This is a genomic window from [Mycobacterium] manitobense (assembly GCF_025821665.1).
GTDB classification, from domain to species: Bacteria; Actinomycetota; Actinomycetes; order Mycobacteriales; family Mycobacteriaceae; genus Mycobacterium; species Mycobacterium arseniciresistens.
Genome location: NZ_JACKSJ010000104.1, coordinates 57,990 through 82,271, shown reverse-complemented (window position 1 = coordinate 82,271; position 24,282 = coordinate 57,990). Strand labels below are relative to the sequence as shown.

Genomic DNA, 24,282 nt, shown 5'->3' with positions numbered 1-24,282 from the left:
GGCGCGGCGACGGGCAGCGGTGCAGCCGGCGGAGCCGTGGGCGCAGGGACAGGAGCGGGGGCCTGGGGCGCCTCGGTGGCGGTCGCCTGGATCTCGGCGACGGGCAGGCCGTTCGGCGGCGTCGGCGCCGTCCACTCCGGCGGTGGCGCCTCGGTGTACGCACCTCCGGCCGCCGGATCGCTGAACCGGCGCTGTGCGCGGAAACCGGACGATTGGTCAGCCACTCAGCCCACCCCGGCGTAGGAGTGCAGTCCGACGGTGACGAGGTTGATGAAGAACAGGTTGAACACCATCGCCACGAAGCCGGCGACGTTGATCCAGGCGGCCTTGCGGTCGCGCCAGCCCGCGGTCGAGCGGGCGTGCAGGTACGCGGCGTAGATCACCCAGGCGATGAACGACACGGTCTCCTTGGGGTCCCAGCCCCAGTACCTGCCCCACGCCTCCTCGGCCCAGATCGCGCCGAAGATGACTCCGAAGCCGAACACCGGGAAAGCGAAGATGGTGGTGCGGTAGGCGATCCGGTCGAGGGTCTGCGCGTCGGGCAGCCGGTCGACGATGCGCGCCCACGTCCCGTCGGTGCCGGGCGTGCCCAGCCGCGACATCTTGACCAGGAACAGGATGCTGGCCACACCGGCGACCAGGAACACCCCGGACCCCAGGCTGACCACCGAGACGTGGATGGGCAGCCAGTAGGACTGCAGGGCGGGCATCACCGGCGCGGCGTGCGAGTACAGCCAGCGACCCGAGACCGTCAGCAGGATCAGCACGGGCACGAGCACGAACACCCACAGCGCGCGGTACTGCGGCTTGCGCAGCACCACCGCGGCGGCCACCAGCCCGCACAGGCAGGTGAGGTTGATGAACTCGTACATGTTGCCCCACGGCACCCGTGAGGTGGACAGCCCGCGCAGCACGATGCACGCCAGCAGCAGCGCGATGCCGACATAGGTCAGCGACAGGCCTGCCGCGCCGATGCGTTCGTCGGCCGGGCGCTTCGGCACATCGGCGACGACGCCGGGCGTGGCGCTGTCGGCGCCGACGGCGGCCCGCCGGTTGGATGTCGCCGCCGGGGCGGCTCCGACAAGTTCGCGCTGCTCGACCTTGCGGCTGCGGCTGTAGGCGAGTTCGACGGCGAGCAGCAACAGCCCGACCACCAGCACCACCACCGCGGACGTGAACGCCCAATCGGAGTACCGCGCCAGCCCGATGTCGATCTGCCCGTTCATGTGACCTTCTCTCCTGAGCGCGTGCCCGCATCGGCACGCGCCTCGTCACTCGCGTGGGCGGCCAGCAGCCGCGACACCAACCGCTCGAACTCCTCGCCCCAGCCGGAGTTGTCGGTGCGGGCCAGCCCGCCCAGCTCGACGCTCACCGTACCCGGCGCAGCGGGTTCGATCCGAACCCAGATCCGCCTGCGACGCACGACCAGCGAGACCAGCAACCCGGCCATCATCGTCATCGCGAACACCAGCACCCACACCTGCGCAGGGTCGTGCGAGACCTGCACGTTGACGAAGGGCACCGCGCCGTCGAAGCGGACGACGGTGCCGTCGTCGAGGCGGGTCTCGGCGCCGGCGCTCAGGTTGACCCGCGCCACCCTGCTCAGCCGGCCCTGACCGATGAGCCGCTCGTCGAGGGTGAACAGGTTCTGCGGCCTGCCGGTGTCCAGGCCGGTGTCGCCGCGGTAGACGTCGATCGCCACGCCGGGATCGTTGAGTGCGGGGAAGCTCGACGACAGCAGCGTGCCGTCGAGCTGCTGGGTGGGGGCGAACAGGCCCTGGATCGCGATCTGCTGCTCGCGGCGCCGGTCGGGGTTGGGGTACGTGCCCGCGGGCGGGTCGAAGCGCATCACCCCCGAGGACAGGAAGGTGGTCTGGTCGTCCGGCCGCCACTGCACGGTCTGGGTGCGGCTCTGGCCGTCGGGGAACGTGACGGTGAACGTCGGCGCGTAACCGTGGCCCTGCAGGTACACCCGGTCGCCGCCGACGCGAAGCGGGTGGTTGACCCGCAACCGGTAGGGCTGCCAGACGTCGTCGGCGAGGTCCTGCCCGGCCTGGTACTCGATGTCCGCGGCGAACGAGGTGGCCTGGCCGGTGGGCAGGTACTCCGCGTCGAACTCGTTGACCCGCAGACAGATGGGATACAGCGAGGTGCCGTCGACGGTGTTGCCCGCCCGGAACGAGTCGAACGCCGCGGGTGAGGCAGAGCAGAAGCCGGGGCCGCCGTCGGCGATCACGATCACGTTGCCCTCGTAGCCGAACAGCTTGCCCGCGGCGATCGCCACCAGCAGCCCGAGCAGCGAGAAGTGGAAGACGATGTTGCCGAACTCGCGCAGATACCCCTTCTCCGCCGATATCTCGGTCGTGTCGCCCTCGGTGCGGGTCACCTGCCGCCAGCCGCGCAGCCGCTCCGACACGGCCGCGGCCACCGCCTGCGGATCGCCCGCGGCCTCGCCGGTGTGGTGTTTGGGCAGCCGGCCCAGGTTGCGCGGCGCGGGCACCGGCACCGCGCGCAGGCTGCGGATGTGCTCGAACAGCCGCGGTGTCAGGCAGCCGACGAGGGAAATGAAGAGCAGGGCGTAGATCGCGGTGAACCAGAAGCTCGAGAACACGTCGAACGCCTGCAGCCGGTCCAGCAGCGGGCCGAGCGTGGGGCGCGCGGCGATGTACTCGGCGACCTTCGACTCGTTGAGGCTGCGCTGCGGCAGGAGCGCCCCCGGGATCGCTGCCAGCGCCAGCAGGAACAGCAACACCAGCGCGGTGCCCATCGACGTCAGCGTCCGCCAGGTGTTGCGGATCAGCGCGAGCAGACGCCTCATATCGGCAGCCTGACGTCACTCACGAACGCGTCGCGCACCCACGAGACGAAGTCGTTCCACAGGCCGGTCACCAGCGCGGCGCCGACGATCACCAGCAGGATGCCGCCGAACACCTGGATGGCGCGGGTGTGCCTGCGCAGCCAGCCCAGGCCGGACACCGCCCGCGCCGAGCCGAAGGCCAACAGCACGAACGGGATTCCCAGACCGAGGCAGTAGGCCAGCACGAGCACCACGCCGCGGGCCACGTTGGCGCCGTCGGTCGCCGAGGCGACGGTGATCACTCCGGTCAGCGTCGGACCCAGGCACGGCGTCCAGCCGAGGGCGAACACCGCGCCGAGCAGCGGCGCACCGGCGACGGTCGACAGCTGCCGCGGGGTGAATCGCACCTGGCGCTGCAATGCGGGCACCAGGCCGATGAACACCAGGCCCATCAGGATCGTCACCACCCCGCCGAGGCGTTGCAGCAGAAGCTGATTGGTGATCAGCGTGGTGGTCATGCCCAGCACGGCCACCGTGCCGAGCAGGAACACGACGGTGAACCCCGCGACGAACAGCGCCGCCGCGCCCGCCACCCGCAGCCGTGCCGTGCGCACCGCTACCTGCGCGCCCGCCTCACCGGCGGGCTGCTCATCGACCCCGACGACGGCCGCCAGGTAGGACAGGTAGCCGGGCACCAGCGGCACCACGCACGGCGACGCGAATGACACCAGGCCGGCCAGCACGCACGCGCCAAGCGCCAGCAGAACCGGTCCTGCGGCGGCGAGTTCGGCGAAGCCGGTCACGGCTGGGTCCCCGGCGCCGGGGCCGGACTCTCGGCGGCCAGTCGTTCGACCACCGGCATCAGGTCCTCGGCCAGCAGTTCGCGCAGGAACACGGCGGCCACCCGGTGCTGACGGTCCAGCACCACGGTCGACGGGATCACCGTCGTCGGATACCGCCCGCCGAAGGCGATCATCGTGCGCATCGGCGGGTCGTAGATCGACGGGAACGTGATCCTGCGGTCGGTGACGAAGTCGACCGCGGCCTGACGGTTGTTGTCGCGCACGTCGATGCCGAGGAACGCCACGCCCCGCTCGCGCGTCGCGTCGTAGACCTGCTGCAGCTGACCGATCTCGGTGCGGCACGGTCCGCACCACTGCCCCCACACGTTGATCACCACCACGTCGCCTGCGAAGTCGTCGAGCGAGACGGTGCGGTCCGGGTCGAGCAGGTCGGGACCCGACAGCGGCCCTGGGCGGCCGCGGCTGTCCGGCGGGTCGTAGGTGATGTCGGTCTTACCGCCGGGCGCGACGAACTCGAAGGTGCCGCCCTGGGCGACGGCGTCGTCACCGGTGGAACAGCCGGCGAGCGCGATCACCGCGCTCACCAGCAGGACCACCAGCCGCGTCACTGCCCGGCCAGCTCCGCGTAACCCCAGCCGACGTACTCGTCACCGTGGAAGTAGAAGGACGTCAGGGACGCGAGATTGCACAACCGGCGGGTCGGGAAGTGGTGCAACGGTTTTCCGGTGATGGCGCGCCGCAGCGTCTCGACGGGGAGCTGGTGGCTGACGCACACCGACTCGTGACCCCTGCCCTTGTCGCGCGCGCGGTGCAGCGCACCGGTCATCCGGGCGGCGATGTCGGTGTACGGCTCCCCCCACGACGGCACGCGAGGGTTGCGCAGGTGCCACCAGTTACGGGGATCCCGCAGGGCGCCGTCACCCGGGGAGACCCGCTCGCCCTGGAAGACGTTGAGCGATTCGATCAGCTCGTCGTCGGTGTCGATGGACAGGCCGTGCGCCGCGGCGATCGGCCCTGCGGTCTCCTGGGCGCGCTCCAGCGGGGAGGCCACCACGTAGACGATGTCGCGCTCGGCCAGCCAGTCCGCCACCCGCTGTGCCTGCGCGCGGCCACGCTCGGAGAGGTGGTAGTCGGGCAGTCGGCCGTAGAGGACGCCCTCGGGGTTGTGCACCTCGCCGTGCCGCATCACGTGCACGATGGTCTTTTGCTCGGCCTCGCCGGCCTCGATCGTCTTCTCGGTCATGCGGGCTGCGTCGCTTCGGCGGCGGCGCGGGCGGCACCGGGCAGGGCGGCGGCGATGCGCTCGAAGGCGTCGTCGTCGAGGGCGGCGGAGACGAACCACGCCTCGAAGGCGCTCGGCGGCGGGTAGACGCCCGCGTCGAGCAGGGCGTGGAAGAACGGCGGAAAGCGCCACGTCTCGGCGGCGCGCGCGGCGGCGAAGTCACCGACCTCCTCGTCGGTGAAGAACACCGACAGCATGTTCCCGCCACGCTGAACCCGGTGTGCGACACCGGCGTCGGTCAGCGCCCCGGTGAGCAGGCCGGCCAGCCGGTCGGCGTTGGCGTCGAGCGCGGCGTAGACCTCGTCGTCCGCGGCGCGCAGCGTGGCCAGCCCGGCGGCCATCGCCACCGGGTTACCCGACAGCGTGCCGGCCTGGTAGACGGGGCCCAGTGGCGCCAGCCGCTCCATCACCTCGGCGCGGCCGCCGAACGCCGCGGCGGGCAGCCCGCCGCTCATCACCTTGCCGAAGGTGAACAGGTCGGCGTCGACGGGATCGATGCCGTACCAACCGGAACGGCTGACCCGGAAGCCCGTCATCACCTCGTCCATCACCAGCAGCGCGCCGTGCTCGGCGGTGAGGCGGCACAGCGCCGCGTTGTACCCGGGAAGCGGCGGCACCGCGCCCATGTTGCCGGGGCTTGCCTCGGTGATGACGCAGGCGATCTCTTCACCGAACCGGGCGAACACCTCCTCGACGGCGGCGACGTTGTTGTACGGCAGCACGATGGTGTCCGCGGCAGCCGCTCCGGTGACACCCGGTGACGACGGCAGGCCGAGCGTGGCGACCCCGGAACCCGCGTCGGCCAGCAGCGCGTCGCTGTGACCGTGATAGCAGCCGGAGAACTTGACGATCTTGGGGCGGCCGGTGAAACCGCGGGCCAACCGGATCGCGCTCATGGTGGCCTCGGTGCCGGAGTTGACCATCCGCAGCCGTTCGACGGGGCCGACGCGATCGACGATCTCCGCGGCGAGCTGGGTCTCCGACGGCGTCGGGGCGCCGAACGACAGGCCGTCGGCCACCACCCGCTGCACCGCCTCGACCACGGCGGGATGGGCGTGGCCGAGGATCATCGGCCCCCACGAACACACCAGGTCGACGTAGCGGTTGCCGTCGGCGTCGGTCAGCCAGTAGCCGTTCGCCGAGGTGATGAACCGCGGGGTGCCACCGACCGCGTTGAACGCCCGGACCGGCGAGTTGACCCCACCGGGGATGACGGCGGACGCCTCGGCGAACAGTTTCGCCGATATCTCGGTCCCGGCCGAAGCATGCATGCACACCAGTGTCCCAGTCGCCCCCGGCGCGTCAACTACAGGGTGTAGTGGTCAGGGCCGGAGCTTGAGGTAGGCCGTGGAAATGAGTTTGATCTTCGGCATGGGACATCCGCAATGGTGTGCGGCCGTTCTGCTGTCCGCGGCGGCCGCCCTCACCGGCTGCGGCACCGATGTCACCGACGGCGACCCGACGCCTGCGCCCCCGCCGACGGTCACCGCGGCCCAGCAGGACTGCGGCCTCGCGCCGCTGTCCCGCCCGAGGACCGGCCGGGACATCCACGTCGTGCGGGGCACCACGAACATCGACTGCCCCGAGGCGCTCCGGGTGATCGAGAAGTGGGACGCCGCGCCGGGTGGCCGGTCGGCCGGGTACTTCATAGAGATCGAGGACTGGGACTGCACCGCGGCCGGCGACTGGCAGGACCGGCTGCCCGACCAGCACATGATGACCTGCGAGCGCGCCGACGGCGCCTTGGTCCACCTGGACCGGCCATGACGGACCTGACCGCATGGCTGCTCGACTCGGATCCGGCGTTGCGCTGGCAGGTCGAACGCGATCTGCTCGGGGAACCGCCGCCGGTGTGGGAGTCGACCAGGGCGCGGATCGCCACCGAGGGATTCGGTGCGCGACTGCTGTCACTGCAGGACGGTGACGGCCAATGGGCCGGTGGCGCGTTCTTCCCCGCCGACTTCTCGGAAGCTCGAGCCGACGACGAGGGGCAACCCTGGACGGCGACCACCTGGACGCTCAACTCGCTGCGGGAGTGGGGCCTCGACCCCACGGTGCTGCGTGAGCGGCGGACGGCCGAACTGCTCGCGGCGAACTGCCGCTGGGAGTACGACGACCTGCCGTACTGGGACGGCGAGGTGGACTGCTGCATCAACGGCTGGACCCTCGCCAACGGGGCGTGGCTCGGTGTCGACGTGCGGGGCGTCGCCGAATGGTTCGTCGACCATCAGCTGCCCGACGGCGGCTGGAACTGCGAGTGGGTCGAGGGGTCGACGCGGTCGTCGTTCCATTCGACGCTCAACGCGCTCAAGGGTCTGCTCGCCGACGAGATCGCGACCGGTGGTTCGGCCGCGACGCGGACCGCGCGGCACGCCGGGCAGGAGTACCTGCTGCGGCGTGGCCTGTTCCGGCGGCTGTCCACCGGCGAACCGGTGGGGCCGTGGGTGGACCGGTTCCGCTATCCGTTCCGGTGGGCCTACAGCGTGCTCAACGCCGCCGACTACTTCCGCGGCGCGGCGCTGCACGACGGTGTGCGGCCCGATCCCCGGATGGCCGACGCGATCGACCGCATCCGGACGGCCGAACGGCCCGACGGCACCTGGCTGCAGGCCGGTCGCCAGCCCGGCCGGGTGTGGTTCGAAGTCGACGTCGCGGCGGGTGAGCCGTCGAAGTGGTTGACGCTCTTCGCGACCCGGGTCCTCACGTGGTGGGCCGCCGACCGCACCGACGCCTGAGCGGCGAGCCGGGGACTGCCGATCCCTGGATCGCGAACCGGGTCCCGGGGAGACTGGTTCGATGGATCAGGGGCAGTTGGCCGATTTCCTGCGCACCCGACGCGCGGCGCTGAGTCCGCAGGAGGTGGGCCTTGCCGCCGGGCGCAGGCGGCGGACCACCGGATTACGCCGCGAGGAGGTCGCCGCGCTGGCGATGATCTCGACGGACTACTACACCCGGATGGAGCAGCGGCGCGCACCGCAACCGTCGACGGACGTGCTCGCATCGCTGGCCCGGGCGCTGCGGTTGTCGCTGGACGAGCGGGACCACCTGTTCCGGTTGGCGGGGCACAACGCGCCGGCGCGCACCCTGGGCGGCGAGCACGTCAGCGCGGCCACGATGCGCATCCTGGACCGGCTGCAGGACACCCCGGCGCAGGTGATGTCGGCGCTCGGCGAGACATTGGTGCAGACACCTGCCGCGCGGGCACTGCTCGGCGACGAGACCGCATTCGAGGGCATGGCCCGCAGCGTGGTCTACCGGTGGTTCACCGACGAGCGTGCCCGGCAGGTGTACCCGTCCGAGGACCACGCGATGATCGGACGCCGGTTCGTCGCCGACGCCAGGGTGGCCTACGCCCGCGACGGCGCCGGCTCGCGGGCGGCACAGATCGTCGAGGCGCTGCTGGACCGCAGCGCGGCGTTCACCGAGCTGTGGAAGCGCCACGACGTCTCGACCACCAGGGAACAGACCAAGCGGATCGCGCACCCGAAGCTGGGCGTGCTGGATGTGCAATGCCAGATCCTGTACGACGCAGCACAATTGCACACGCTGCTGGTGTTCACCGCCGACCCGGGGTCGGCCAGCCACGCCAAGCTCGCCGCACTGGGCGCCGATCCGGACGCCTACTCCCGCGGCGATCGTCGCGAACCCGCACTGCTCAACGGGGGATCACCGATCACCGGATAACCGGCCCCTGAATGCACTCCCCCGAAGCTGGCAGCGTCGACAGCACAGCAATCGATCGAGCACGAGGGAGCACAGCATGTCGGGCAGAGCAGTGGTGGAGGTGCCGGACCTGACCGGCCGGACGGCCGTCGTCACCGGCGGGAGCGACGGTATCGGTCTCGGGCTGGCCGAAAGGCTGGCCGCCGCCGGCGCGGAGGTCGTCCTGCCGGTACGCAACGCCGCGAAAGGGCAGGCCGCCGTGGACCGGATCACCACGGCGGTGCCCAGTGCGCGGGTTGGCCTGCGGCGTCTCGACCTGTCGTCGCTGCAGTCGGTGGCCGACCTCGCAGGCGAACTGCTCGCCGAGGGCAGGCCGATCCACCTCCTGGTCAACAACGCCGGGGTGATGAACCCGCCGACGCGCCTCACCACCGTCGACGGATTCGAACTGCAGTGGGGCACGAACCATCTCGGACACTTCGCGCTCACCGCGCGGCTGCTGCCGCTGCTGCGGGCCGGCCGCGCGCGGGTGACGACGCAGTCGAGCGTCGCGGCCGCGTCGAACGCGATCAACTGGGACGACCCGAATTTCGAGGAATCGTACTCTGCGGGCAAGGCCTACAGTCAGTCCAAGATCGCGAACGTGATGTTCGGCCTCGAGCTCAACCGCCGCAGCGAGCGCGGCGGCTGGGGCATCACCAGCAACGTCTCGCATCCGGGCGTGACGGCGACCAATCTGCTTGCCGCGCAACCACACATGGGACGCGACGGCGACACCCTCGCGGTGCGGTTCGTCCGGTTGTTCGCCCGGATGGGCGTCCTCACCCAGACGGTGGACCAGGGCCTGCTGCCTGCGTTGTACGCGGCCACCCATCCCGACGCCGAGGGCGGCAGGTTCTACGGACCGAGTGGGTTCCGGCATCTGACGGGAGCACCCGCCGAACAGGCGATCTACGAACCGGCGGGCGATCCCGCCGACGCCGCCCGGCTCTGGGACATGTCCGAACGGCTCGTGGGCCTCGAGTTCGCCGTGCGATGACGTCTACTCGTTCGCGCGCAGGCCGTCGAGGACGATCCTCAGCAGGCGGTCCGCGCGGGTGCCCCACTCGTCGTCGTCGAGCCGGGTGAGCGCGCCGATCAGCAGGATCACATCTCGCGCGTCGGCATCGCCGCGGATCACGCCCTCGGCCTTACCGGCGTCGAGCAGCGAGGTGATCGCCTCACCGATGCTGCCGATGCTGTGGTCGGCGAGATCGGTTCGCACCGACATCGTCACCGCCGCGAACACCCCGCGCTTGATCCGGGCGTACTCCGTCACCCGCCGGAACCAGGCGGCCAGTGCGCTCAGCGGATCGTGGTGGGCGAGCAGCACCGACGCCGCCTCGACGAGTTCGTGTACGTCGTCGCGGTACACCTCGACGAGCAGCTCCTCCCGGCTCGCGAAGTGCCGGTAGAGCGTGCCCTGGCCGACTCCGGCGGCCTTCGCCACCTCGTTGAGCCTCAGCTCGTCGGGCTGCTGCACAAGCGATCGGGCGGCCGCGACGATGCGGGCGCGGTTCAGTTCGGCGTCGGCCCGACGACGCGGTCGCGTCACCACACTCCCCCAGACTGGCTAAGCGGACATGTGTCCGCTACGGTGGATTCCGTAACCGGATACGTGTCCACTTTAGTCGAGGAGGCCGTTGTGTCGGGCATTGCAGGGAAAGTCGTCGTCATCACCGGCGCCAGCAGCGGCATCGGGGAGGCGACCGCCCGGCTCCTTGCGGAACGCGGCGCCTCCGTGGTGCTGGGATCCAGGCGCACCGAGCGGTTGGACCGGCTCGTCGGCGACATCCGGTCCGCAGGCGGGACGGCGGTGTCCCGGGCGACCGACGTGACGCGCCCCGGCGATGTGCGGGAACTCGCCGAGACGGGGGTTCGCGACTTCGGCGCGGTCGACGTGCTCGTCAGCAACGCCGGCATCAGCAAGATCGGGCCGATGAGCGACCTCGACGTCGACGGCTGGTCGGCGATGATCGACGTCAATCTGCGGGGGGTGCTCAACAGCGTGGCGGCGGTCCTGCCGATCTTCCGCAGGCAGGGCCGCGGGCACTTGGTCACGACGGTCTCGACCGCCGGCCTGAAGATCGTGCCGACGATGGCGGTCTATGCGGCGACGAAGAACGCGGTACGCACGGTGATGGAAGGGCTGCGTACGGAGTCCACGGACGGCGTCGTGCGGACCACGTCGATCTCTCCGGGCTACGTGAACACCGAATTGGACAGCTCGATCGATGACGTCGCTCTGCGCAGCCGTGTCCGCGGTGCCATGGAGGACTTCGGGATGCCCCCCGACGCCGTCGCGCGGGCGATCGCGTTCGCCGTGGAGCAGCCACACGACGTCGAGATCGGTGACCTCACCATCAGGCCGACGGCCCAGGACTAGCCGCCCGCGGACCAGGTGAGCAGCCGGTGCCGCTCGCCCTGCGTCATCACGGTGCCGGGCATCACGCGCAGCCGGTACGGCGTCAGCCGCCACGCCGCGAACGCCGCGGATGTGGGCCCGTCGCGCCACGGTTCGATGATCGCCGGGTCGTAACCGACCGGTTCGGGTCCGTTCTCGAACAGCTGCCAGACCCTGGTGCGGCGCTCGTCATCGAAGACCCACTCGGCGGCGCATTCGGCGCTGCAGGTGTCATGCGTGGTTGTCCAGTAGCTCACCGAGACATCGGGATGCGCCGCGAGGTGCGATTCCTTCAGCGGAGTGGGTGACGTCGCGATCCACCCGACCAGATCCGTGCCGTCCCATTCCCAGATCGGATGCAGGATGCGAGTGCGGGGCCGGCCGTCGGGACCGACCGTGGCCACCGACGCCCACACGATCGCGTGGGCCATCTCGACGAACTCGGGGGCGATGCGGTCCAGGGCCGTCACGGCGCCCACTCTAGGACGTCAGCCCTCCTGGAGCTTCTTGAACTCGTCGGACTTCCGGTACTCGACCTTGCCCTCCTCGGCGGAGGTCTCGATGTTTCCCTTGTCCTTCTCGTCGACCCAGTCGGAGACCGCGGTCCCGGAGACCGTGCCGTCGCTGCCGGGCAGCGTGGTGGTCTCCAGATCCTCTTCGTAGGCCTTGCGCATCTCCTTGGCCTTTTCCTTGTGCTCGTCGGTGACCTCGGGTTTCTCGGTCAACTGGCCGGCGTCGTTCTTCTCGACGTTTTGCTGGTCGCCGTCGGCGCTGTTGCTCTGATCCTGCTGTTCCTGCTGGTCGCCGTCGGCGTTGTCGCTCTGATCCTGCTGTTCCTGTTGTTCGGTAGCCATGGCTGCAGACTGCCCGAAAGTGTGAGCCAGGAAACAGGAAGCTGGTCAGGCGGGAACGGCTCGCAGCGCGGCGGGCAGGCTGGGCAGGAAGTGCCGAGTGGCGAATGCGCGCAGATCGTCGTCGGTGTCGAGCGGTGCGGCGCCCGGCAGCAGCAGCACCATGGCGGCGTAGCGCAGGATCGTGTCGGCCAACTCGTTGACGGCCTGCGGCCCGATCCGGTCGGCGAACCCCGCCGGGAAGATCACCCGCAGCGCCTCGGCCATCCGCTCGATCGCGGCGGCCCAGTGCTGATGTGCCAGCGCCATCACGAAGCCGGGTTCGTCGGTCATCATCCGTTGCAGCACCCGGTGGGTACGGAAGCGCTGGATCGACAGCACGAACGCCTCGACGTAATAGTTCGCCTGGGGGCCCGACCGGGCGAGTTCGGCGGCGATGTCGGCGAACAGCGCGAGATTCTCCCGCTCGACGACCGCGGCCACCAGTTCGTCGCGATTGGCGAACCGCCGGTAGATGGTGGTGCGGCTGACCCCTGCGCGGCGGGCCACGTCGTCGAGGGCGACCCGGCGGAAGCCGTGCTGCTCGAACTCGGCGACGGCCGCGTCGAGGACGGCCTCGGTGGCCGGGTCAGGCGCCTGCGCCGGCACGGGAGTAGCCCTGTTGTGCGTACTTGTTGTAGCGCACCGACATCGGCAGCCGGTCCCACAGCCAGTTGACCGGCCGTGACCGCCACAGCGCGGCGAAGCGCTGATACCGGCGCTCCTGTCGGTCCGACCACGGCAGCCCGAGCAGCCGGCGTGCCTGCGGCGGCAGACCACCGGTCGTCAGGAAGGCCGCGAGCGGATCGAACGCTACCGACACCACCCGCCACACGGCCGGATGAACGCCCTTGGGGCAGGGGAACCCCTTGGTGACGTAGCCGACGCCGTATTGGGCCGTCTTGTGCGCGACGACGGTCTCGTCGAGCATCCGCTGCCAGTAGCGCTCGAACTCGGCGTAGTCGGCGGGCATGGGCCGGTCACTCACGCCGTAGCGGCGGTACCAGGTCTTGGACTCGGCGTAGATCTGTTCCTTCTCGGCCTGCGACAACTTCTTGACGAAGGTGTCGGCGAAGTACAGCACCTGCTCGAGGAACGTGGCATGTGCCCAGAAGTACGTCTCAGGGTCCAGCGCGTGGTACCTGCGGCCGTCGGGCATCTCGCCCTTGATGTCGTGGTGGAAGTCGCGCACGTTGAAGCCCTCGTTGGCGTCGTCGGCGCCGTACACCGTCATGAAGATCGGCGGCAGCGACCGCTTCACCCGCGCGGCGGTGTCGTCGAAGAACACCGAATGGTCGAGCACGCCCTGGCCGAGTTCGGCGAGCATGTTCTGCAGCACGGCGGGCCGCGGCCCGATCAGGTACATCCGGTTGTCGCCGAAGTACCGCCACACCAGCGACTGCGGCCCCAGTGGGAGCGCGTCGGGGAGCGTGTCGTTCGCGGCGTCGTTCTCGGCCAGCTCGGTCATGAGGAACAGTGTTACAGATTTTGCACTTTGTACCAACAGCGCTGTGACGGGGCTCACCCGAGGTCAGCGGCGCCGCATCCGCGCGACGGCGAGCACCGCCAGCACGCCGGCCACGGTCGCCAGCAGCAGCGCCAGCACCAGCGCCGGGGCCGAGTACACCGGCTGGGAGGTCGCCGGCTCGCCCGCGACGACGGGAGCCACCACCACCGTCGAGCGGGCCGAGAGCCAGCTCAGCACACATCCGACGGCGGCGACACCGGCCAGCACCAGCTCGACCGTCGCCCGCAGGCGCGCCCTCACGCCGCCTGCTCGCCGACCAGACCGGTCAGCGCCGCACGCAGATCGGCGTGCCGTCGCGCCCACGCCTGGGCATGGCGGCCGCCGCTGAGCTTGAGGCCGATACCGGTGCGGCCCCGCGGCACCCCGGTGAGTTCGCCGAGCGCGCGCGAGGACTGCCACGGCAGGATCTCCCTGCCCTCCGCGGGTGGGAAGATCCGCACGATGTCGACGATCTGGATGGTCTCGGCGCCCTGCCGCAGGGTCAACGGCGTCAATTCGACCGAGGTGTGGATACGCGCGGCCTTCACCTGGATGGCGAGGAAGCCGGTCACGAGCACGAGGAACATCCCGGGCACCAGGGGTTGCATCCCGTAGCCCGCCGACAGCTGGATCATGGCCATCGTCACCCCGGCCACGGGACCGGCGAGCAGCCACCACCAGCTGGCTCCGGGTTCGCGGAACAGCACCTGCACGGGCGCGGCGTTGTCGCTCACGTTGGGTCCTTCGCGGTGTACCAGGCCGACGAAGCCGGGCGGGTCAACAGGATCACTCCGGCCACGATCGGCAGGACCGCCGCCAGGGTGACCGGTTGAGCGATGGCGAACACGAAGGCCAGGATCGCGAGGAGCACCGTGACCGCCAACCCGAGACCGATGGTGGCGCGACGGAACCGCGCATCGCCGCCCCGGGTCCGACCGGCCAGGAAGGCCAGCCCGACGCCGCTGAGCACCGACCCGATCCCCATCCCGCGGTAGAGCAGGAGGTACTGGCGGACCTGCTCGTCCGAGACGGCCGAGTCGATCGCGCCGCGGGCCGCGTCGAAGCTCACCGTGGCCGCCAGCATGCCACCGCCGATGAGGACGACCGCGCCGACGGCGAGCAGCCAGAACGCCACGTCGACGATGCGTGGTCTGCTCAGGGGCTGCTGCGGTGCCGACATCCGGGCCAGCCTAACGGTTCACCGGGTGAACCAGCCGTGGGCGTCCTTGCGGTGCAGGAGGAAGATCCCGCCGCCGATCAGCACCGACCCGACGATGGTGGCGACGGCGTACAGCAACGCCGCGGGGGTCTCCCGTTCGGTGGTGAACAGGTTCGCCGCGGCGTACACCACCGAGGCCACGGCGCCACCGGTCAGCAGCGTGCGCGCCCAGCGGTAGCCGGAGCGCATCAGGATCAGGAACGTCACCACCACCGCGGACAGCACCACCGCCACCAGGCCCGCCGAGGCGTACCGCAGCACCGCCGGGCCCACCGGCGACACCACGACGTCCACCACGTAGCCGATCACCATCAGCGGCAGCGCGACCATCCACAGCCAGAATCCGGTGTCGACGTCAGGCGGCCGGTCGGTCGTCTCCGTCACGCCAGCCAGCCGGCCACGTCGGCCGCCCAGTACGTGAGGACGAGGTCGGCGCCGGCGCGCCTGATCCCGGTGAGCGTCTCCAGCGCGACGGTGCGTTCGTCGATCCAGCCGTTGGCCGCGGCGGCGCAGATCATCGCGTACTCACCGGACACCTGATAGGCCGCCACCGGTACCGGCGAGATGTCGGCGGCGGCCCGCACCACGTCGAGATAGCTCATCGCCGGCTTGACCATCACGATGTCGGCGCCCTCGTCGATGTCGAGTCGCACCTCGTGCAGCGCCTCCCTGGCGTTGCCGGGCTCCTGCTGGTACGTGCGCCGGTCGCCCTGCAGGCTGGATGCCACGGCCTCGCGGAACGGGCCGTAGAAGCCGGACGCGAACTTGGCGGCGTAGGCCAGGATGGCGGTGTCGGTGTGCCCGGCGGCGTCGAGTCCGTCGCGGATGGCGGCCACCTGACCGTCCATCATGCCGCTCGGGCCGACGACGTGGGCGCCCGCATCCGCCTGCGCCACAGCAAGTTTCACGTATCGCTCATTGGTCAGGTCGTTGTCCACCCTGCCGCGTTCGTCGACCACCCCGCAGTGCCCGTGATCGGTGAACTCGTCGAGGCAGGTGTCGGCCATCAGCACGGTCTGCTCACCGAGGTCGGTGGCCAGGTCCCGCAGCGCGGCGTTGAGCACGCCGTCGGGCGCCGACCCGGCCGAGCCCAGCGGGTCCTTGTCCTCGTCGCGGGGCACCCCGAACAGCATCAGGCCACCCACCCCGGCCGCCACCGCGTCCGCGGCCGCCCGCCGCAGCGAGTCCCTGGTGTGCTGGAAGACGCCCGGCATGGAGGAGATGGGACGCGGCTCATCGATGCCGTCGGCGACGAACATCGGCAACACCAGGTGCCGTGGCTCCAGGGACGTCTGCGCCACCAGCCGGCGCATGGCCGGCGTCGAGCGCAACCTCCTCGGCCGGTGCCGGGGGAAGGCCACCGCTACCGCCGGCGGCTCTTCTTACGCGGCGGGGGCAGCGCGCCCTCGGCACGCAGCCGCGCCGCATGCTCGGCGAGCGCGTCGACCAGCGGACCCACCGCGGCGATCTCGGGCTGCACATCGACGCGCAGTCCGAATTCCGCCGCGGTCTCCGCGGTCTTGGGCCCGATGCACGCGACGATGGTGCGGGCGTGCGGCTTGCCTGCGATGCCGACCAGGTTGCGCACCGTCGAGCTCGAGGTGAAGCAGACCGCGTCGAAGCCGCCGGTCTTGATCATCTCGCGGGTGTGCGCCGGCGGCGGTGCGGCACGCACCGTCCGGTACGCGGTGACGTCCTCGATCTCCCAGCCGCGCTCGCGCAGGCCCTCGGCCAGCGTCTCGGTGGCGATGTCCGCGCGCGGCAGCAGCACCCGGTTCACCGGGTCGAAGATCTCGTCATACGGCGGGAAGTCGTCGAGCAGGCCGAGGGAGGACTGCTCGCCGGTCGGCACCAGCTCGGGGTTGATGCCGAACGCGCGCACCTTGTCCGCGGTGGCCTGTCCGACGCAGGCGATCTTGACGCCGGAGAACGCCCGGGCGTCGAGGCCGAACTCGTTGAACTTCTCCCACACCGCACGCACGGCGTTGGTGGAGGTGAACACCACCCACTGGAACCGGCCGTCCACCAGACCCTTGACCGCGCGTTCCATCTGCGCGGGACTGCGCGGCGGCTCGACGGCGATGGTGGGCACCTCGATCGGCAGTGCGCCGTGGCCGACCAGCTTGTCGCTCATCTCGCCGGCCTGGTCCTTGGTGCGCGGGACGAGCACGGTCCAGCCGTACAGCGCGCGGCTCTCCCACCAGTTCAGCCTGGCGCGGTGCGCGACTGTCTTGCCGATGGTCACCACCAGCGGCCCGGTCAGCGGGGACAGCGCGCCGCTGGCGTCGGGTGCGGTCAGCACCGCCTTGTCGATCAGGCCGCTCAGGGTCGACTCCACCGAGCGCTGCTGGCAGGTGGTGCCGTTGGCGGTCACGACAGCGGGCGTCGCGTCGGCCAGGCCGTACTCGATCAGCGTGCGGGCCGCGTCAGGCAGGTGCGACGCGGTGGCGTGCAGGATCAGCGGTCCGGGTGCGGCGGCCAGCGCGGCCCAGTCCACGTCCCCGCGCACGTCGGCGACGGTGTGGGTGGAGCCCAGCGGCAGCCCGGCGTAGCTCGGAACGGCGGTGGTGTCCGGCAGTCCGGGCACCACCTCGAAGTCCAGGTGGCTCTTGGCCAGCGTGTTGATCTCGGTGATGACGGAGTCCACCGACAGCGGGTCACCGGAGACCAGCCGGACCACGTCGGCGCCGTGACGCGCCTCGGCGACCAGCGTCTTGGCCACCTCGGCCGGATCGCCGAGCGCGGGACGCACCTCCGGACCGCCCGGGATCGTCTGCGCAGCAGGCGTTTCCGTGCCCACGCTGGAGTCCGGGTCGGTGGGCGCGGGCGCCTCGGCCGGTGCCGGTCCCGCCGGCGGCGGCAGCGCGGTGCCGACCAGCGCCAGCACCGCACCGGGCACGTCCGGGTCGGTGAAGACCAGTGCGGCGTTGGCGAGCACGGTCTGCGCCCGCGAGGTGAGCAGGCCGGGGTCCCCCGGGCCTGAGCCCACGAACGTGATGCGGCCGGGCTTCGTCTTACGGCCTCGTACGCCCACTTGCCGAGTCATCTGTCGCTCACTCCGCTCTACAGCTTCAGTTGAGATCCGCCATGAGCTCGCGCGCGCCCAGTTCGAACAGCTCCGAGGCCACGGAGACGCCCAGGTCCCTGGCCCGACCCGGAGTTCCGATGCCGGACGCACGGATCACGTCGGATCCGTCCAGCGTCGCCACACAACCGCGCAGCGACAGCTCTTCGAAGATGTGGCCCTCCTCATCGATGGACTCGACCACTTCCGCGATCGCGCCCACCGGTGCGGAACAGCCCGCCTCCAGTTCGGCGAGCAGAGTCCGTTCGGCGGTGACCGCAGCACGCGTGTCGGCGTCGTCGAGCTCCGCCAACAGCGCCGCCAGCCCGGAATCCGCTGCGCGGCATTCCACCGCGAGCGCCCCCTGAGCCGGCGCCGGCAACATCTGCACCGGCTCGAGGGTCTCGGTGACATCGCCCAATCGTCCGATGCGAGCCAGTCCCGCCCGGGCGACGACGACGCCGTCGAGATCACCGCCTGTAACCCTGTTCAACCTGGTATCTAGGTTGCCTCTTAGGGGGCGGATTTCCAAACCGAGACCCAGTGCTCTAAGCTGCGCCGCCCGCCGCGGGCTCGACGTGCCGATCACCGAGCCGACGGGCAACTCCCCCAGCACCATCCCGTCACGGGCCACCAGGGCGTCCCTTGGGTCCTCGCGCCGCGGTGTCGCCGCGATGACGAACCGCTCGTCCTGCGCGGTCGGCAAATCTTTGTAGGAATGCACGGCCATGTCGACGCGGCCGTCGGCGATCGCGTCGCGCAGCGCCGCGGTGAAGACGCCCACGCCGATCTCCGCGATCGGTGCAGACGACCGGTCGCCGTCGGTGGAGATGATGACCAGCTCGGCCCGGTGCCCGCGCTGCACCAGCGCGTCCCGGATGGAGCCGGCTTGGGTGGTCGCAAGGAGACTGCCGCGGGTGCCGATCCGGATGGGCCCGGGATCCTGTGAAGGCGTCAAGCGCTACTCGGACTTGTCGAAGTCGAGTGCCGTGGCGCTCATCGCGTCGCCCCCGGCCACCAGCGGCAGTTCGCCTGCCGCCACGGCGTCGACCGCCTGGGGGTCGAGCTCGAACAGCTCCCGCAGCGCCTCGGCGTAGCTGTCCCCGCCCGGCGCGCTGGCCAGCTGTTTGACCCGCACCGTCGGCGCGTGAAGCAGCTTGTCGACCACCCGCCGCACGGTCTTGGCCACCTCGTCGCGGTGCGCGGCCTCCAGGCCGGGCAGCCGGTTGTCCAGGCGCAGCAGTTCGGCCTCCACCACGTCGGCGGCACGCTGGCGCAGCGCCGTGACGGTGGGGGTGACCTCGGCCATCCGCTGGCCGGTCAGGTAGGCCGACACCTCGGCGGCGACGATCGCGCGGGCGGCGTCGGCGTCGGAGGCCGCGGCGCGCGCCGAGGGCTCGCGCTGGATGCGGTCCATGTCGATGACGTAGACGCCGGGCAGGCCGGCGATCGCCGGGTCGACGTCGCGGGGCATGCCCAGGTCGCAGATCACCAGGGGGCGCTGTTCCGGCCGGCCGGTCAGTCCGCGGTGGGCATCGGCCAGCGACACGACCGGACGCACAGCGCCGGTCGACGTGATCACCACGTCGGCGTCGGCCAGCACGGTGGCGATGTCGTCGAGGGCCACCGCGTCGGCCGCGAAGCCGTGCCGGGTCAGCACCTCCGCCAGCCGGCGGGCCCTTGGCAGCGACCGGTTGACCACGTGCACGTAGCCCACACCGGCGCGGATCAGGTGCTTCGCGGACAGGGCGCCCATCGATCCGGCGCCGACCACCACGGCGGTGCGGCCCGCGAGCGTCCCGAGCTTGTTCTGGGCCATTCCCAGCGCGACCGAGACGACCGACGCGCCTGCGGCATCGATCCCGGTCTCGGAGTGCACCCGCTTACCGACAGCCAGCGCGCGCTGCGACAGTTCGTGCAGGGTGCGGCCGACGGTCTGGTTGGCCTCCGCCGCGGCGTACGCGCGCCGGACCTGGCCGAGCACCTGCTGCTCGCCGATCACAGCCGAGTCCAGACCGCTGGCCACCGCGAACAGATGCTCGACGGCGGCTTCGGCGTACCGCACATAGGCGTACCGGGTCAGATCGTTGAGCGACATGCCGCAGTGCTCCGACAGCACCTGCCCGATCACCGAGAGGCCACCGTGGAAGGCCTCGACCACGGCGTAGACCTCGACACGATTGCAGGTGGACAGCACCATCGCCTCTGTCACGAGCGGCGACTGGAGCACCTGGTCGACGATCTTCGCCTGATCCGATTCATCGGTGCTCAACTGTTCGAGCACCGACACCGGCGCGCTGCGGTGCGAAACCCCGAAGAGCAGCACACTCATGGCCTCATCACCACATAACCACGTTAATCGTCAGGTGGTCAGGTCACCAAATTAGTGACGGGGTCAACACCTCTGCAGGTCGTCGGCCAGCCGCTCCTCGTCGACCTCGCCGTAGCTGTGTTCGACGCCGTCGAGCAGCACCACGGGCAGCCGGTCGCCGAACTCGGCACGCAGGGCGGCGTCCCCGGCCGCAGCGGCGGCGTCGACGTCGACCACCGACAGCGCGAATCCCAGCTCGCCGGCCAGCGCATCGAGCCGTTCCGCCGCCTGCGCGCACAGCGGACAGCCCTCCCGCGTCAGCAACGTCACAGCCCGCCGGTGTAAATCCCCGGGTCGGCCCCCTGGCCTTCGGCCGGGAGGTACCCCCGTCGCTCCTTCAACCCGCCGATGCACCCCGCAAGTATGCGGTGCCGGTGACCTAGGGTGAATCCGTGTCCGATTCCGCGGAGGCCGCACGCCAGCAGATCGCCGGTGACGCGAGCGCGGAGGCCGCCGTCACCCACCTGGAGGCCGAAGCCCCGTCGACAGCGCCCGCCCCGCCGCCGGACCTGACCGCGGCGGCGTTCTTCGACGTCGACAACACCCTCGTGCACGGGTCGTCGCTGGTGCACTTCGCGCGTGGGCTGGCCGCCCGCAAGTACTTCACCTACGGCGATGTCCTGGGTTTCGTCTACGCCCAGGCGAAGTTCCAGCTCACCGGCAGGGAGAACAGCGAGGACGTGGCCGCAGGCCGGACCAAGGCGCTGTCGTTCATCGAGGGCCGCTCGACAGCCGAGCTGGCGGCCGTCGGCGAGGAGATCTACGACGAGATCATCGCCGACAAGATCTGGCCGGGCACCCGCGCGCTGACGCAGATGCACCTCGACGCGGGCCAGCAGGTGTGGCTGGTGACCGCGACGCCGTACGAGCTGGCCGCCACCATCGCCAGGAAGCTCGGCCTGACCGGCGCGCTGGGCACCGTCGCCGAATCGGTCGACGGGGTGTTCACCGGCCGGCTGGTCGGCGACATCCTGCACGGCAGCGGCAAGGCGCACGCGGTGCGGTCGCTGGCCATCCGCGAGGGCCTGAACCTGCGGCGGTGCACCGCCTACTCCGACAGCTTCAACGACGTGCCGATGCTGTCGCTGGTGGGAACCGCCGTCGCGATCAACCCGGACGCCGCGCTGCGCAGCGTCGCGCGGGAGCGGGGCTGGGAGATCCGCGACTTCCGCACCGCACGCAAGGCCGCCAAGGTGGGCGTGCCGTCGGCCGTCGCCCTCGGCGCGCTGGGCGGTGCGCTGGCCGCCGTCGTGTCCCGCCGCCAGGAGAGTCGCTGGCACCTGCGCTGATAGGCTCGCGCGCTGAACAGGCCACCGCAGGACGGTCTAGTGGGGAGCAAGCGCAGTCATGGCAATCGCTGAAGACATCATCGGCACGCATTACCGGTATCCCGACTACTTCGAGGTCAGCCGGGAGAAGATCCGTGAATTCGCGCGCGCGGTCAAGGACGAGCACCCCGCCCACCACAGCGAGGAGGCAGCCAAGGAGAGCGGCTGCGACGGCCTCATCGCGTCGCTGACCTTCCTGGCGGTGGCCGGCCGCAAGGTGCAGGCGGAGATCTTCAACCAGTTCGACGTGCCGATCAACATGGAGCGGGTGCTGCACCGCGACCAGAAGATCACCTACCACCGCCCCATCGTCGACGGCGACAAGCTGTTCTTCGACTCCTACCTCGACTCGGTGATCGAGGCGCACGGCACCGTCGTCACCGAGGTCCGCGGCGAGGTGAGCGACGAGCACGGTGAGCCGGTGCTCACCAGTGTGGTGACCGTGATCGGCGAGGCCGCCCACGAGGGCGAGGCCGACGAGGTGTCGGCGACCATCAAGGCGCGACGCGACGAAGCCATCGCCAAAATGGTTGCTGGGCAAAGATCCACCGGCGCATAGGCCCGGCCCGGCGACTCAGCCCAGGAACATGTTCCTGCGACCAGCCAGCAGCTGGTAGAGCGTCTGCTGAATGGTCTCGCGCACCTGATCGGTCAATTCGAAGGTGACCATCGGATCGTCGGCGGCCGACTCGTCGTAACCCGCGGTCTCGATCGGTTCGCCGAACTCGATGTGCCACTTCGACGGCAGAGGCACCAGGCCGAGCGGTCCCGCGAGCGGGAACAGCGGCGTGATCGGGAAGTACGGCAGCCCGAGCAGCCGGGCGAGCAGCTTGACGTCGGCGATCATCGGATAGATCTCCTCGGACCCGACGATCGAGCAGGGCACGATGGGGGCCTTGGTCCGCAGCGCCGCCGACACGAACCCGCCCCGGCCGAAGCGCTGCAGCTTGTACCGGTCCTTGAAGTGTTTGCCGAGGCCCTTGTAACCCTCGGGGAACACCGCGGTGAGCTCGCCGGCGGCCAGCAGCCGGTGCGCGTCGGACGTGCAGGCCATGGTGTGGCCGGCCTTGCGGGCGGCCTGACCCACCCCCGGCAGGTCGAACACCATGTCGGCGGCCAGGAGTCGCAGGTCCCGGTGCGCCGGGTGCTCGTCGTGCACGGCGACCGACGTCATCAGGCCGTCGAACGGCAGCACGCCGGCGTGGTTGGCCACGACGAGCGCCGCACCGGTCTCCGGCAGGTTCTCGATGCCGCTGACCTCGACCCGGAACCACGACTTGAAGAGCCCCCGCAGCAAAGGCAGAAAGATTGCGTCGTTGAGGTGTTTGTCGAACCCGAACTCGTCGACGACGTAGTCGCCCGACATCCGCTTGCGGACGAACTCGGCGGCCGCGGCGATGCGCTTGGCGAGTTCGGTGGGGGTCTCCTCGACAGGGCCGGAGCCGACCGGACCGCCGCGCCGCTGGTCGATCTCACGGACCACCGCGGCGATCTGCTCGGCCGACGCCCGACCGCCGGGGTCGGCCATCAGCGAGGGATGTCTGCGGGCACTCTCGGTGCGTTGCGCGGCGCGCCGCGAGGCCGCCGCGCGGCCCGAACTTCCATGTAACGGAATGACTTTGGCTTTTGGCTCGCCCGGCACGTCGGTACCTCTTCCCACCCGATTTCTTGAGTGTCTATCTTCCCCAGCGCTGTGCCGCAGATACGGCGCGACTCTCCATTGAGCGTACCCACCGCGGGTCGATGATCGGCGTCAAACCTCGACCGCGGACGTAATCGTCAAAAGCTTCCACGGTCGACCACTTTGGGCTATAACCGAGATCCTTGCGCATGCGCGCGGTGTCCATCACCCGGCCGTAGCTCAGGTAGTTGAGCTGCTCACGATCGAGTTCAGTGTACCGAGTCGCGCGCCGCAGCGAATCCACTGCCCAGAGGGCCGAACGGGGCACCGGCAGCGGGACCCGGCCGGCCCGCCGGAGCGCCTGGCTCATCATGATGATGCCGTCGGCGCCCACGTTGAACGTGCCGGCCCGGCCGGCCATGGTGGCCCGCTCGAGCACGCCGAGCGCATCCTGCTCGTGCAGCAGCTGCAACCGCGGGTCGTGACCGACGACCGTCGGCACCACCGGTGCGCTGATGTAGCGCGACAGCGCGGTGTCCATCGCGGGCCCGATCATGTTGGCCAGCCGCAGGATGGTCACGGCGATGTCCGACCTGCGGCGGGCCAGGCCGCGCGCATAGCCCTCGATGTCCATGCTGTCGCGGGCGAACCCCTCGCCGGGTGGCCGGCGGGCGCTGCTGTCCTCGGTGAACATCACCGGATCGCGCGAGGTCGACCCGTACACCTCCGACGTCGACTTCAGCACCACGCGGCGCACCGACGGCGCCTTCTGGCAGGCGGCGAACAGCTGGATCGCGCCCATCACGTTGAGTTCCTTGAGCGTCGCCCGGCCGCCCGAGCGGGGCGCGTAGGACGCCGCCGCGGCGTGCACCACGGTGTCCACGTCGCCGTTGCGGATCACCTTCGCGATGAACGGGTTCCGGATGTCGGCGCGCACGAACTCGGCGCGGCCCATCCGGCGCAGCAGGTCCTTGCTCGGCGCGATCGCGTCCACCGCGATGACGTGGTTGATCAACGGATTCTGCGCGAGCCGGGCGGTCAGATAACCGCCGAGGAACCGGCAGGCCCCGGTGACCAGCACGACCTTCGGGTAGTGCACCGCATCGCCCGAGGCGGAGTCGCCAGAACTCTCCATCCGGCCAGCCTATAGGCGGAAGCTGAAAGCTACTTGCCGAGTTTTCTGCGCTGCACCCGAGTGCGACGAAGCAGCTTGCGGTGCTTCTTCTTCGACATACGCTTACGGCGCTTCTTGATGACTGAACCCATGTACTCCGCTACCTAAAGTCTCCCCGAG

Annotated in this window: 30 protein-coding genes and 1 pseudogene; 7 read left to right on the top strand and 24 right to left on the bottom strand. The window is 70.4% G+C overall.

All coding sequences use genetic code 11. From position 1 onward, the window contains the following. The 7 genes and pseudogenes from H7I41_RS13780 to hemL form a co-directional block, all read right to left on the bottom strand. Positions 1-224, bottom strand: a pseudogene (locus tag H7I41_RS13780) (hypothetical protein); the annotation flags it as partial. Beyond that, entirely contained in the window at positions 225-1,226 is a 1,002-nt protein-coding gene (ccsB, locus tag H7I41_RS13775) for a c-type cytochrome biogenesis protein CcsB (protein WP_264013148.1), read from the bottom strand. Next, positions 1,223-2,818 carry a cytochrome c biogenesis protein ResB gene (resB, locus tag H7I41_RS13770; protein ID WP_264013147.1) on the bottom strand — a complete coding sequence of 532 codons (1,596 nt, stop codon included), beginning with the start codon at positions 2,816-2,818 and terminating at the stop codon, positions 1,223-1,225. Before resB ends, ccsB begins: the two co-directional genes overlap by 4 nt. Beyond that, the gene (locus tag H7I41_RS13765; RefSeq protein WP_264013146.1) at positions 2,815-3,600 is read right to left on the bottom strand and encodes a cytochrome c biogenesis CcdA family protein; all 786 of its coding nucleotides are present in this window, start codon (positions 3,598-3,600) and stop codon (positions 2,815-2,817) included. The genes resB and H7I41_RS13765 overlap by 4 nt, the downstream gene beginning before the upstream one ends. Then, on the bottom strand, positions 3,597-4,208 hold the full coding sequence (locus H7I41_RS13760) for a TlpA disulfide reductase family protein (protein ID WP_264013145.1): 612 nt from the start codon (positions 4,206-4,208) through the stop codon (positions 3,597-3,599). Before H7I41_RS13760 ends, H7I41_RS13765 begins: the two co-directional genes overlap by 4 nt. Continuing rightward, positions 4,205-4,843, bottom strand: a complete 639-nt coding sequence (locus H7I41_RS13755) for a histidine phosphatase family protein (protein WP_264013144.1) — start codon at positions 4,841-4,843, stop codon at positions 4,205-4,207. The genes H7I41_RS13760 and H7I41_RS13755 overlap by 4 nt, the downstream gene beginning before the upstream one ends. Beyond that, a complete protein-coding gene (gene hemL / locus H7I41_RS13750; RefSeq protein WP_264013143.1) occupies positions 4,840-6,153 on the bottom strand; it encodes a glutamate-1-semialdehyde 2,1-aminomutase in 1,314 nt (437 codons plus the stop codon). Before hemL ends, H7I41_RS13755 begins: the two co-directional genes overlap by 4 nt. Before the next feature lie 82 nt (positions 6,154-6,235). Here hemL and H7I41_RS13745 point away from each other — a divergent pair, with 82 nt between their 5' ends. From H7I41_RS13745 to H7I41_RS13730, 4 genes are all read left to right on the top strand, one after another. Beyond that, positions 6,236-6,649, top strand: a complete 414-nt coding sequence (locus H7I41_RS13745; RefSeq protein WP_264013142.1) for a hypothetical protein — start codon at positions 6,236-6,238, stop codon at positions 6,647-6,649. Then, on the top strand, positions 6,646-7,617 hold the full coding sequence (locus tag H7I41_RS13740) for a squalene cyclase (protein ID WP_264013141.1): 972 nt from the start codon (positions 6,646-6,648) through the stop codon (positions 7,615-7,617). The genes H7I41_RS13745 and H7I41_RS13740 overlap by 4 nt, the downstream gene beginning before the upstream one ends. Before the next feature lie 61 nt (positions 7,618-7,678). Further along, complete coding sequence (locus H7I41_RS13735; RefSeq protein WP_264013140.1) at positions 7,679-8,566, top strand: helix-turn-helix transcriptional regulator; 888 nt, start codon at positions 7,679-7,681, stop codon at positions 8,564-8,566. A 76-nt stretch (positions 8,567-8,642) separates the two neighbouring features. Beyond that, positions 8,643-9,584, top strand: a complete 942-nt coding sequence (locus H7I41_RS13730) for an SDR family oxidoreductase (protein WP_264013139.1) — start codon at positions 8,643-8,645, stop codon at positions 9,582-9,584. Between the two features lie 3 nt (positions 9,585-9,587). Here the strand turns inward: H7I41_RS13730 and H7I41_RS13725 are convergent, their stop codons facing one another. After that, positions 9,588-10,139, bottom strand: a complete 552-nt coding sequence (locus H7I41_RS13725) for a TetR/AcrR family transcriptional regulator (protein ID WP_264013138.1) — start codon at positions 10,137-10,139, stop codon at positions 9,588-9,590. Between the two features lie 90 nt (positions 10,140-10,229). Here H7I41_RS13725 and H7I41_RS13720 point away from each other — a divergent pair, with 90 nt between their 5' ends. Next, positions 10,230-10,970 carry an SDR family oxidoreductase gene (locus H7I41_RS13720; RefSeq protein WP_264013137.1) on the top strand — a complete coding sequence of 247 codons (741 nt, stop codon included), beginning with the start codon at positions 10,230-10,232 and terminating at the stop codon, positions 10,968-10,970. On the opposite strand, the gene H7I41_RS13715 is transcribed toward H7I41_RS13720, so the two are convergent. From H7I41_RS13715 to H7I41_RS13655, 13 genes are all read right to left on the bottom strand, one after another. Further along, positions 10,967-11,458 (bottom strand): pyridoxamine 5'-phosphate oxidase family protein, encoded by a 492-nt coding sequence (locus H7I41_RS13715; protein ID WP_264013136.1) that lies wholly within the window; start codon positions 11,456-11,458, stop codon positions 10,967-10,969. The two genes, H7I41_RS13720 and H7I41_RS13715, sit on opposite strands and share 4 nt — an antisense overlap. A gap of 18 nt (positions 11,459-11,476) precedes the next feature. Continuing rightward, on the bottom strand, positions 11,477-11,842 hold the full coding sequence (locus tag H7I41_RS13710) for a hypothetical protein (RefSeq protein ID WP_264013135.1): 366 nt from the start codon (positions 11,840-11,842) through the stop codon (positions 11,477-11,479). A 45-nt stretch (positions 11,843-11,887) separates the two neighbouring features. Next, the gene (locus tag H7I41_RS13705; RefSeq protein WP_264013134.1) at positions 11,888-12,487 is read right to left on the bottom strand and encodes a TetR/AcrR family transcriptional regulator; all 600 of its coding nucleotides are present in this window, start codon (positions 12,485-12,487) and stop codon (positions 11,888-11,890) included. Further along, on the bottom strand, positions 12,468-13,346 hold the full coding sequence (locus tag H7I41_RS13700; RefSeq protein WP_264013133.1) for an oxygenase MpaB family protein: 879 nt from the start codon (positions 13,344-13,346) through the stop codon (positions 12,468-12,470). The genes H7I41_RS13705 and H7I41_RS13700 overlap by 20 nt, the downstream gene beginning before the upstream one ends. Before the next feature lie 63 nt (positions 13,347-13,409). After that, positions 13,410-13,646, bottom strand: coding sequence for a hypothetical protein (locus H7I41_RS13695; RefSeq protein ID WP_264013132.1), 237 nt, complete (start codon positions 13,644-13,646; stop codon positions 13,410-13,412). Further along, the gene (gene mce1N, locus H7I41_RS13690) at positions 13,643-14,119 is read right to left on the bottom strand and encodes a transport-regulating membrane protein Mce1N (RefSeq protein WP_264013131.1); all 477 of its coding nucleotides are present in this window, start codon (positions 14,117-14,119) and stop codon (positions 13,643-13,645) included. The genes H7I41_RS13695 and mce1N overlap by 4 nt, the downstream gene beginning before the upstream one ends. Beyond that, the gene (locus tag H7I41_RS13685) at positions 14,116-14,565 is read right to left on the bottom strand and encodes a hypothetical protein (protein ID WP_264013130.1); all 450 of its coding nucleotides are present in this window, start codon (positions 14,563-14,565) and stop codon (positions 14,116-14,118) included. Before H7I41_RS13685 ends, mce1N begins: the two co-directional genes overlap by 4 nt. Positions 14,566-14,583: 18 nt before the next feature. Next, positions 14,584-14,997: a hypothetical protein gene (locus H7I41_RS13680; protein WP_372503742.1), complete on the bottom strand. Its 414-nt coding sequence runs from the start codon at positions 14,995-14,997 to the stop codon at positions 14,584-14,586. Next, on the bottom strand, positions 14,985-15,965 hold the full coding sequence (gene hemB, locus H7I41_RS13675) for a porphobilinogen synthase (protein ID WP_264013129.1): 981 nt from the start codon (positions 15,963-15,965) through the stop codon (positions 14,985-14,987). The genes H7I41_RS13680 and hemB overlap by 13 nt, the downstream gene beginning before the upstream one ends. A 2-nt stretch (positions 15,966-15,967) precedes the next feature. Continuing rightward, positions 15,968-17,650 (bottom strand): bifunctional uroporphyrinogen-III C-methyltransferase/uroporphyrinogen-III synthase, encoded by a 1,683-nt coding sequence (locus H7I41_RS13670; protein ID WP_264013128.1) that lies wholly within the window; start codon positions 17,648-17,650, stop codon positions 15,968-15,970. Between the two features lie 25 nt (positions 17,651-17,675). Beyond that, positions 17,676-18,599 (bottom strand): hydroxymethylbilane synthase, encoded by a 924-nt coding sequence (hemC, locus tag H7I41_RS13665; RefSeq protein ID WP_264013155.1) that lies wholly within the window; start codon positions 18,597-18,599, stop codon positions 17,676-17,678. 30 nt (positions 18,600-18,629) lie between these two features. Continuing rightward, entirely contained in the window at positions 18,630-20,000 is a 1,371-nt protein-coding gene (locus H7I41_RS13660; RefSeq protein ID WP_264013127.1) for a glutamyl-tRNA reductase, read from the bottom strand. A gap of 63 nt (positions 20,001-20,063) precedes the next feature. Further along, on the bottom strand, positions 20,064-20,309 hold the full coding sequence (locus tag H7I41_RS13655; protein WP_264013126.1) for a glutaredoxin family protein: 246 nt from the start codon (positions 20,307-20,309) through the stop codon (positions 20,064-20,066). Between the two features lie 122 nt (positions 20,310-20,431). Here H7I41_RS13655 and H7I41_RS13650 point away from each other — a divergent pair, with 122 nt between their 5' ends. Further along, positions 20,432-21,328 (top strand): HAD family hydrolase, encoded by an 897-nt coding sequence (locus H7I41_RS13650; RefSeq protein WP_264013125.1) that lies wholly within the window; start codon positions 20,432-20,434, stop codon positions 21,326-21,328. A 58-nt stretch (positions 21,329-21,386) separates the two neighbouring features. Next, positions 21,387-21,926, top strand: a complete 540-nt coding sequence (locus H7I41_RS13645) for an FAS1-like dehydratase domain-containing protein (RefSeq protein ID WP_264013124.1) — start codon at positions 21,387-21,389, stop codon at positions 21,924-21,926. Positions 21,927-21,941: 15 nt separating this feature from the next. Here the strand turns inward: H7I41_RS13645 and H7I41_RS13640 are convergent, their stop codons facing one another. Genes H7I41_RS13640 through H7I41_RS13630 form a run of 3 tightly spaced genes read right to left on the bottom strand, consistent with a single transcriptional unit; the run spans position 21,942 to position 24,254 of the window. Then, complete coding sequence (locus H7I41_RS13640; RefSeq protein ID WP_308214620.1) at positions 21,942-23,009, bottom strand: lysophospholipid acyltransferase family protein; 1,068 nt, start codon at positions 23,007-23,009, stop codon at positions 21,942-21,944. A 34-nt stretch (positions 23,010-23,043) separates the two neighbouring features. Continuing rightward, the gene (locus tag H7I41_RS13635) at positions 23,044-24,123 is read right to left on the bottom strand and encodes an SDR family oxidoreductase (RefSeq protein WP_264013121.1); all 1,080 of its coding nucleotides are present in this window, start codon (positions 24,121-24,123) and stop codon (positions 23,044-23,046) included. A 29-nt stretch (positions 24,124-24,152) separates the two neighbouring features. Then, on the bottom strand, positions 24,153-24,254 hold the full coding sequence (locus tag H7I41_RS13630) for a 30S ribosomal protein bS22 (RefSeq protein ID WP_003402602.1): 102 nt from the start codon (positions 24,252-24,254) through the stop codon (positions 24,153-24,155). Positions 24,255-24,282 lie beyond the last annotated feature (28 nt).

Bases quoted from the DNA above. Each gene is read 5' to 3' on its own strand.
- H7I41_RS13685 (WP_264013130.1), bottom strand. From the start codon at position 14,565: ATGTCGGCACCGCAGCAGCCCCTGAGCAGACCACGCATCGTCGACGTG.
- H7I41_RS13735 (WP_264013140.1), top strand. From the start codon at position 7,679: ATGGATCAGGGGCAGTTGGCCGATTTCCTGCGCACCCGACGCGCGGCG.
- H7I41_RS13700 (WP_264013133.1), bottom strand. From the start codon at position 13,346: ATGACCGAGCTGGCCGAGAACGACGCCGCGAACGACACGCTCCCCGAC.
- H7I41_RS13730 (WP_264013139.1), top strand. From the start codon at position 8,643: ATGTCGGGCAGAGCAGTGGTGGAGGTGCCGGACCTGACCGGCCGGACG.
- H7I41_RS13710 (WP_264013135.1), bottom strand. From the start codon at position 11,842: ATGGCTACCGAACAACAGGAACAGCAGGATCAGAGCGACAACGCCGAC.
- H7I41_RS13630 (WP_003402602.1), bottom strand. From the start codon at position 24,254: ATGGGTTCAGTCATCAAGAAGCGCCGTAAGCGTATGTCGAAGAAGAAG.
- H7I41_RS13670 (WP_264013128.1), bottom strand. From the start codon at position 17,650: ATGACTCGGCAAGTGGGCGTACGAGGCCGTAAGACGAAGCCCGGCCGC.
- H7I41_RS13745 (WP_264013142.1), top strand. From the start codon at position 6,236: ATGAGTTTGATCTTCGGCATGGGACATCCGCAATGGTGTGCGGCCGTT.
- hemL (WP_264013143.1), bottom strand. From the start codon at position 6,153: ATGCATGCTTCGGCCGGGACCGAGATATCGGCGAAACTGTTCGCCGAG.
- H7I41_RS13740 (WP_264013141.1), top strand. From the start codon at position 6,646: ATGACGGACCTGACCGCATGGCTGCTCGACTCGGATCCGGCGTTGCGC.
- H7I41_RS13635 (WP_264013121.1), bottom strand. From the start codon at position 24,123: ATGGAGAGTTCTGGCGACTCCGCCTCGGGCGATGCGGTGCACTACCCG.
- ccsB (WP_264013148.1), bottom strand. From the start codon at position 1,226: ATGAACGGGCAGATCGACATCGGGCTGGCGCGGTACTCCGATTGGGCG.
- H7I41_RS13660 (WP_264013127.1), bottom strand. From the start codon at position 20,000: ATGAGTGTGCTGCTCTTCGGGGTTTCGCACCGCAGCGCGCCGGTGTCG.
- H7I41_RS13645 (WP_264013124.1), top strand. From the start codon at position 21,387: ATGGCAATCGCTGAAGACATCATCGGCACGCATTACCGGTATCCCGAC.
- resB (WP_264013147.1), bottom strand. From the start codon at position 2,818: ATGAGGCGTCTGCTCGCGCTGATCCGCAACACCTGGCGGACGCTGACG.
- H7I41_RS13755 (WP_264013144.1), bottom strand. From the start codon at position 4,843: ATGACCGAGAAGACGATCGAGGCCGGCGAGGCCGAGCAAAAGACCATC.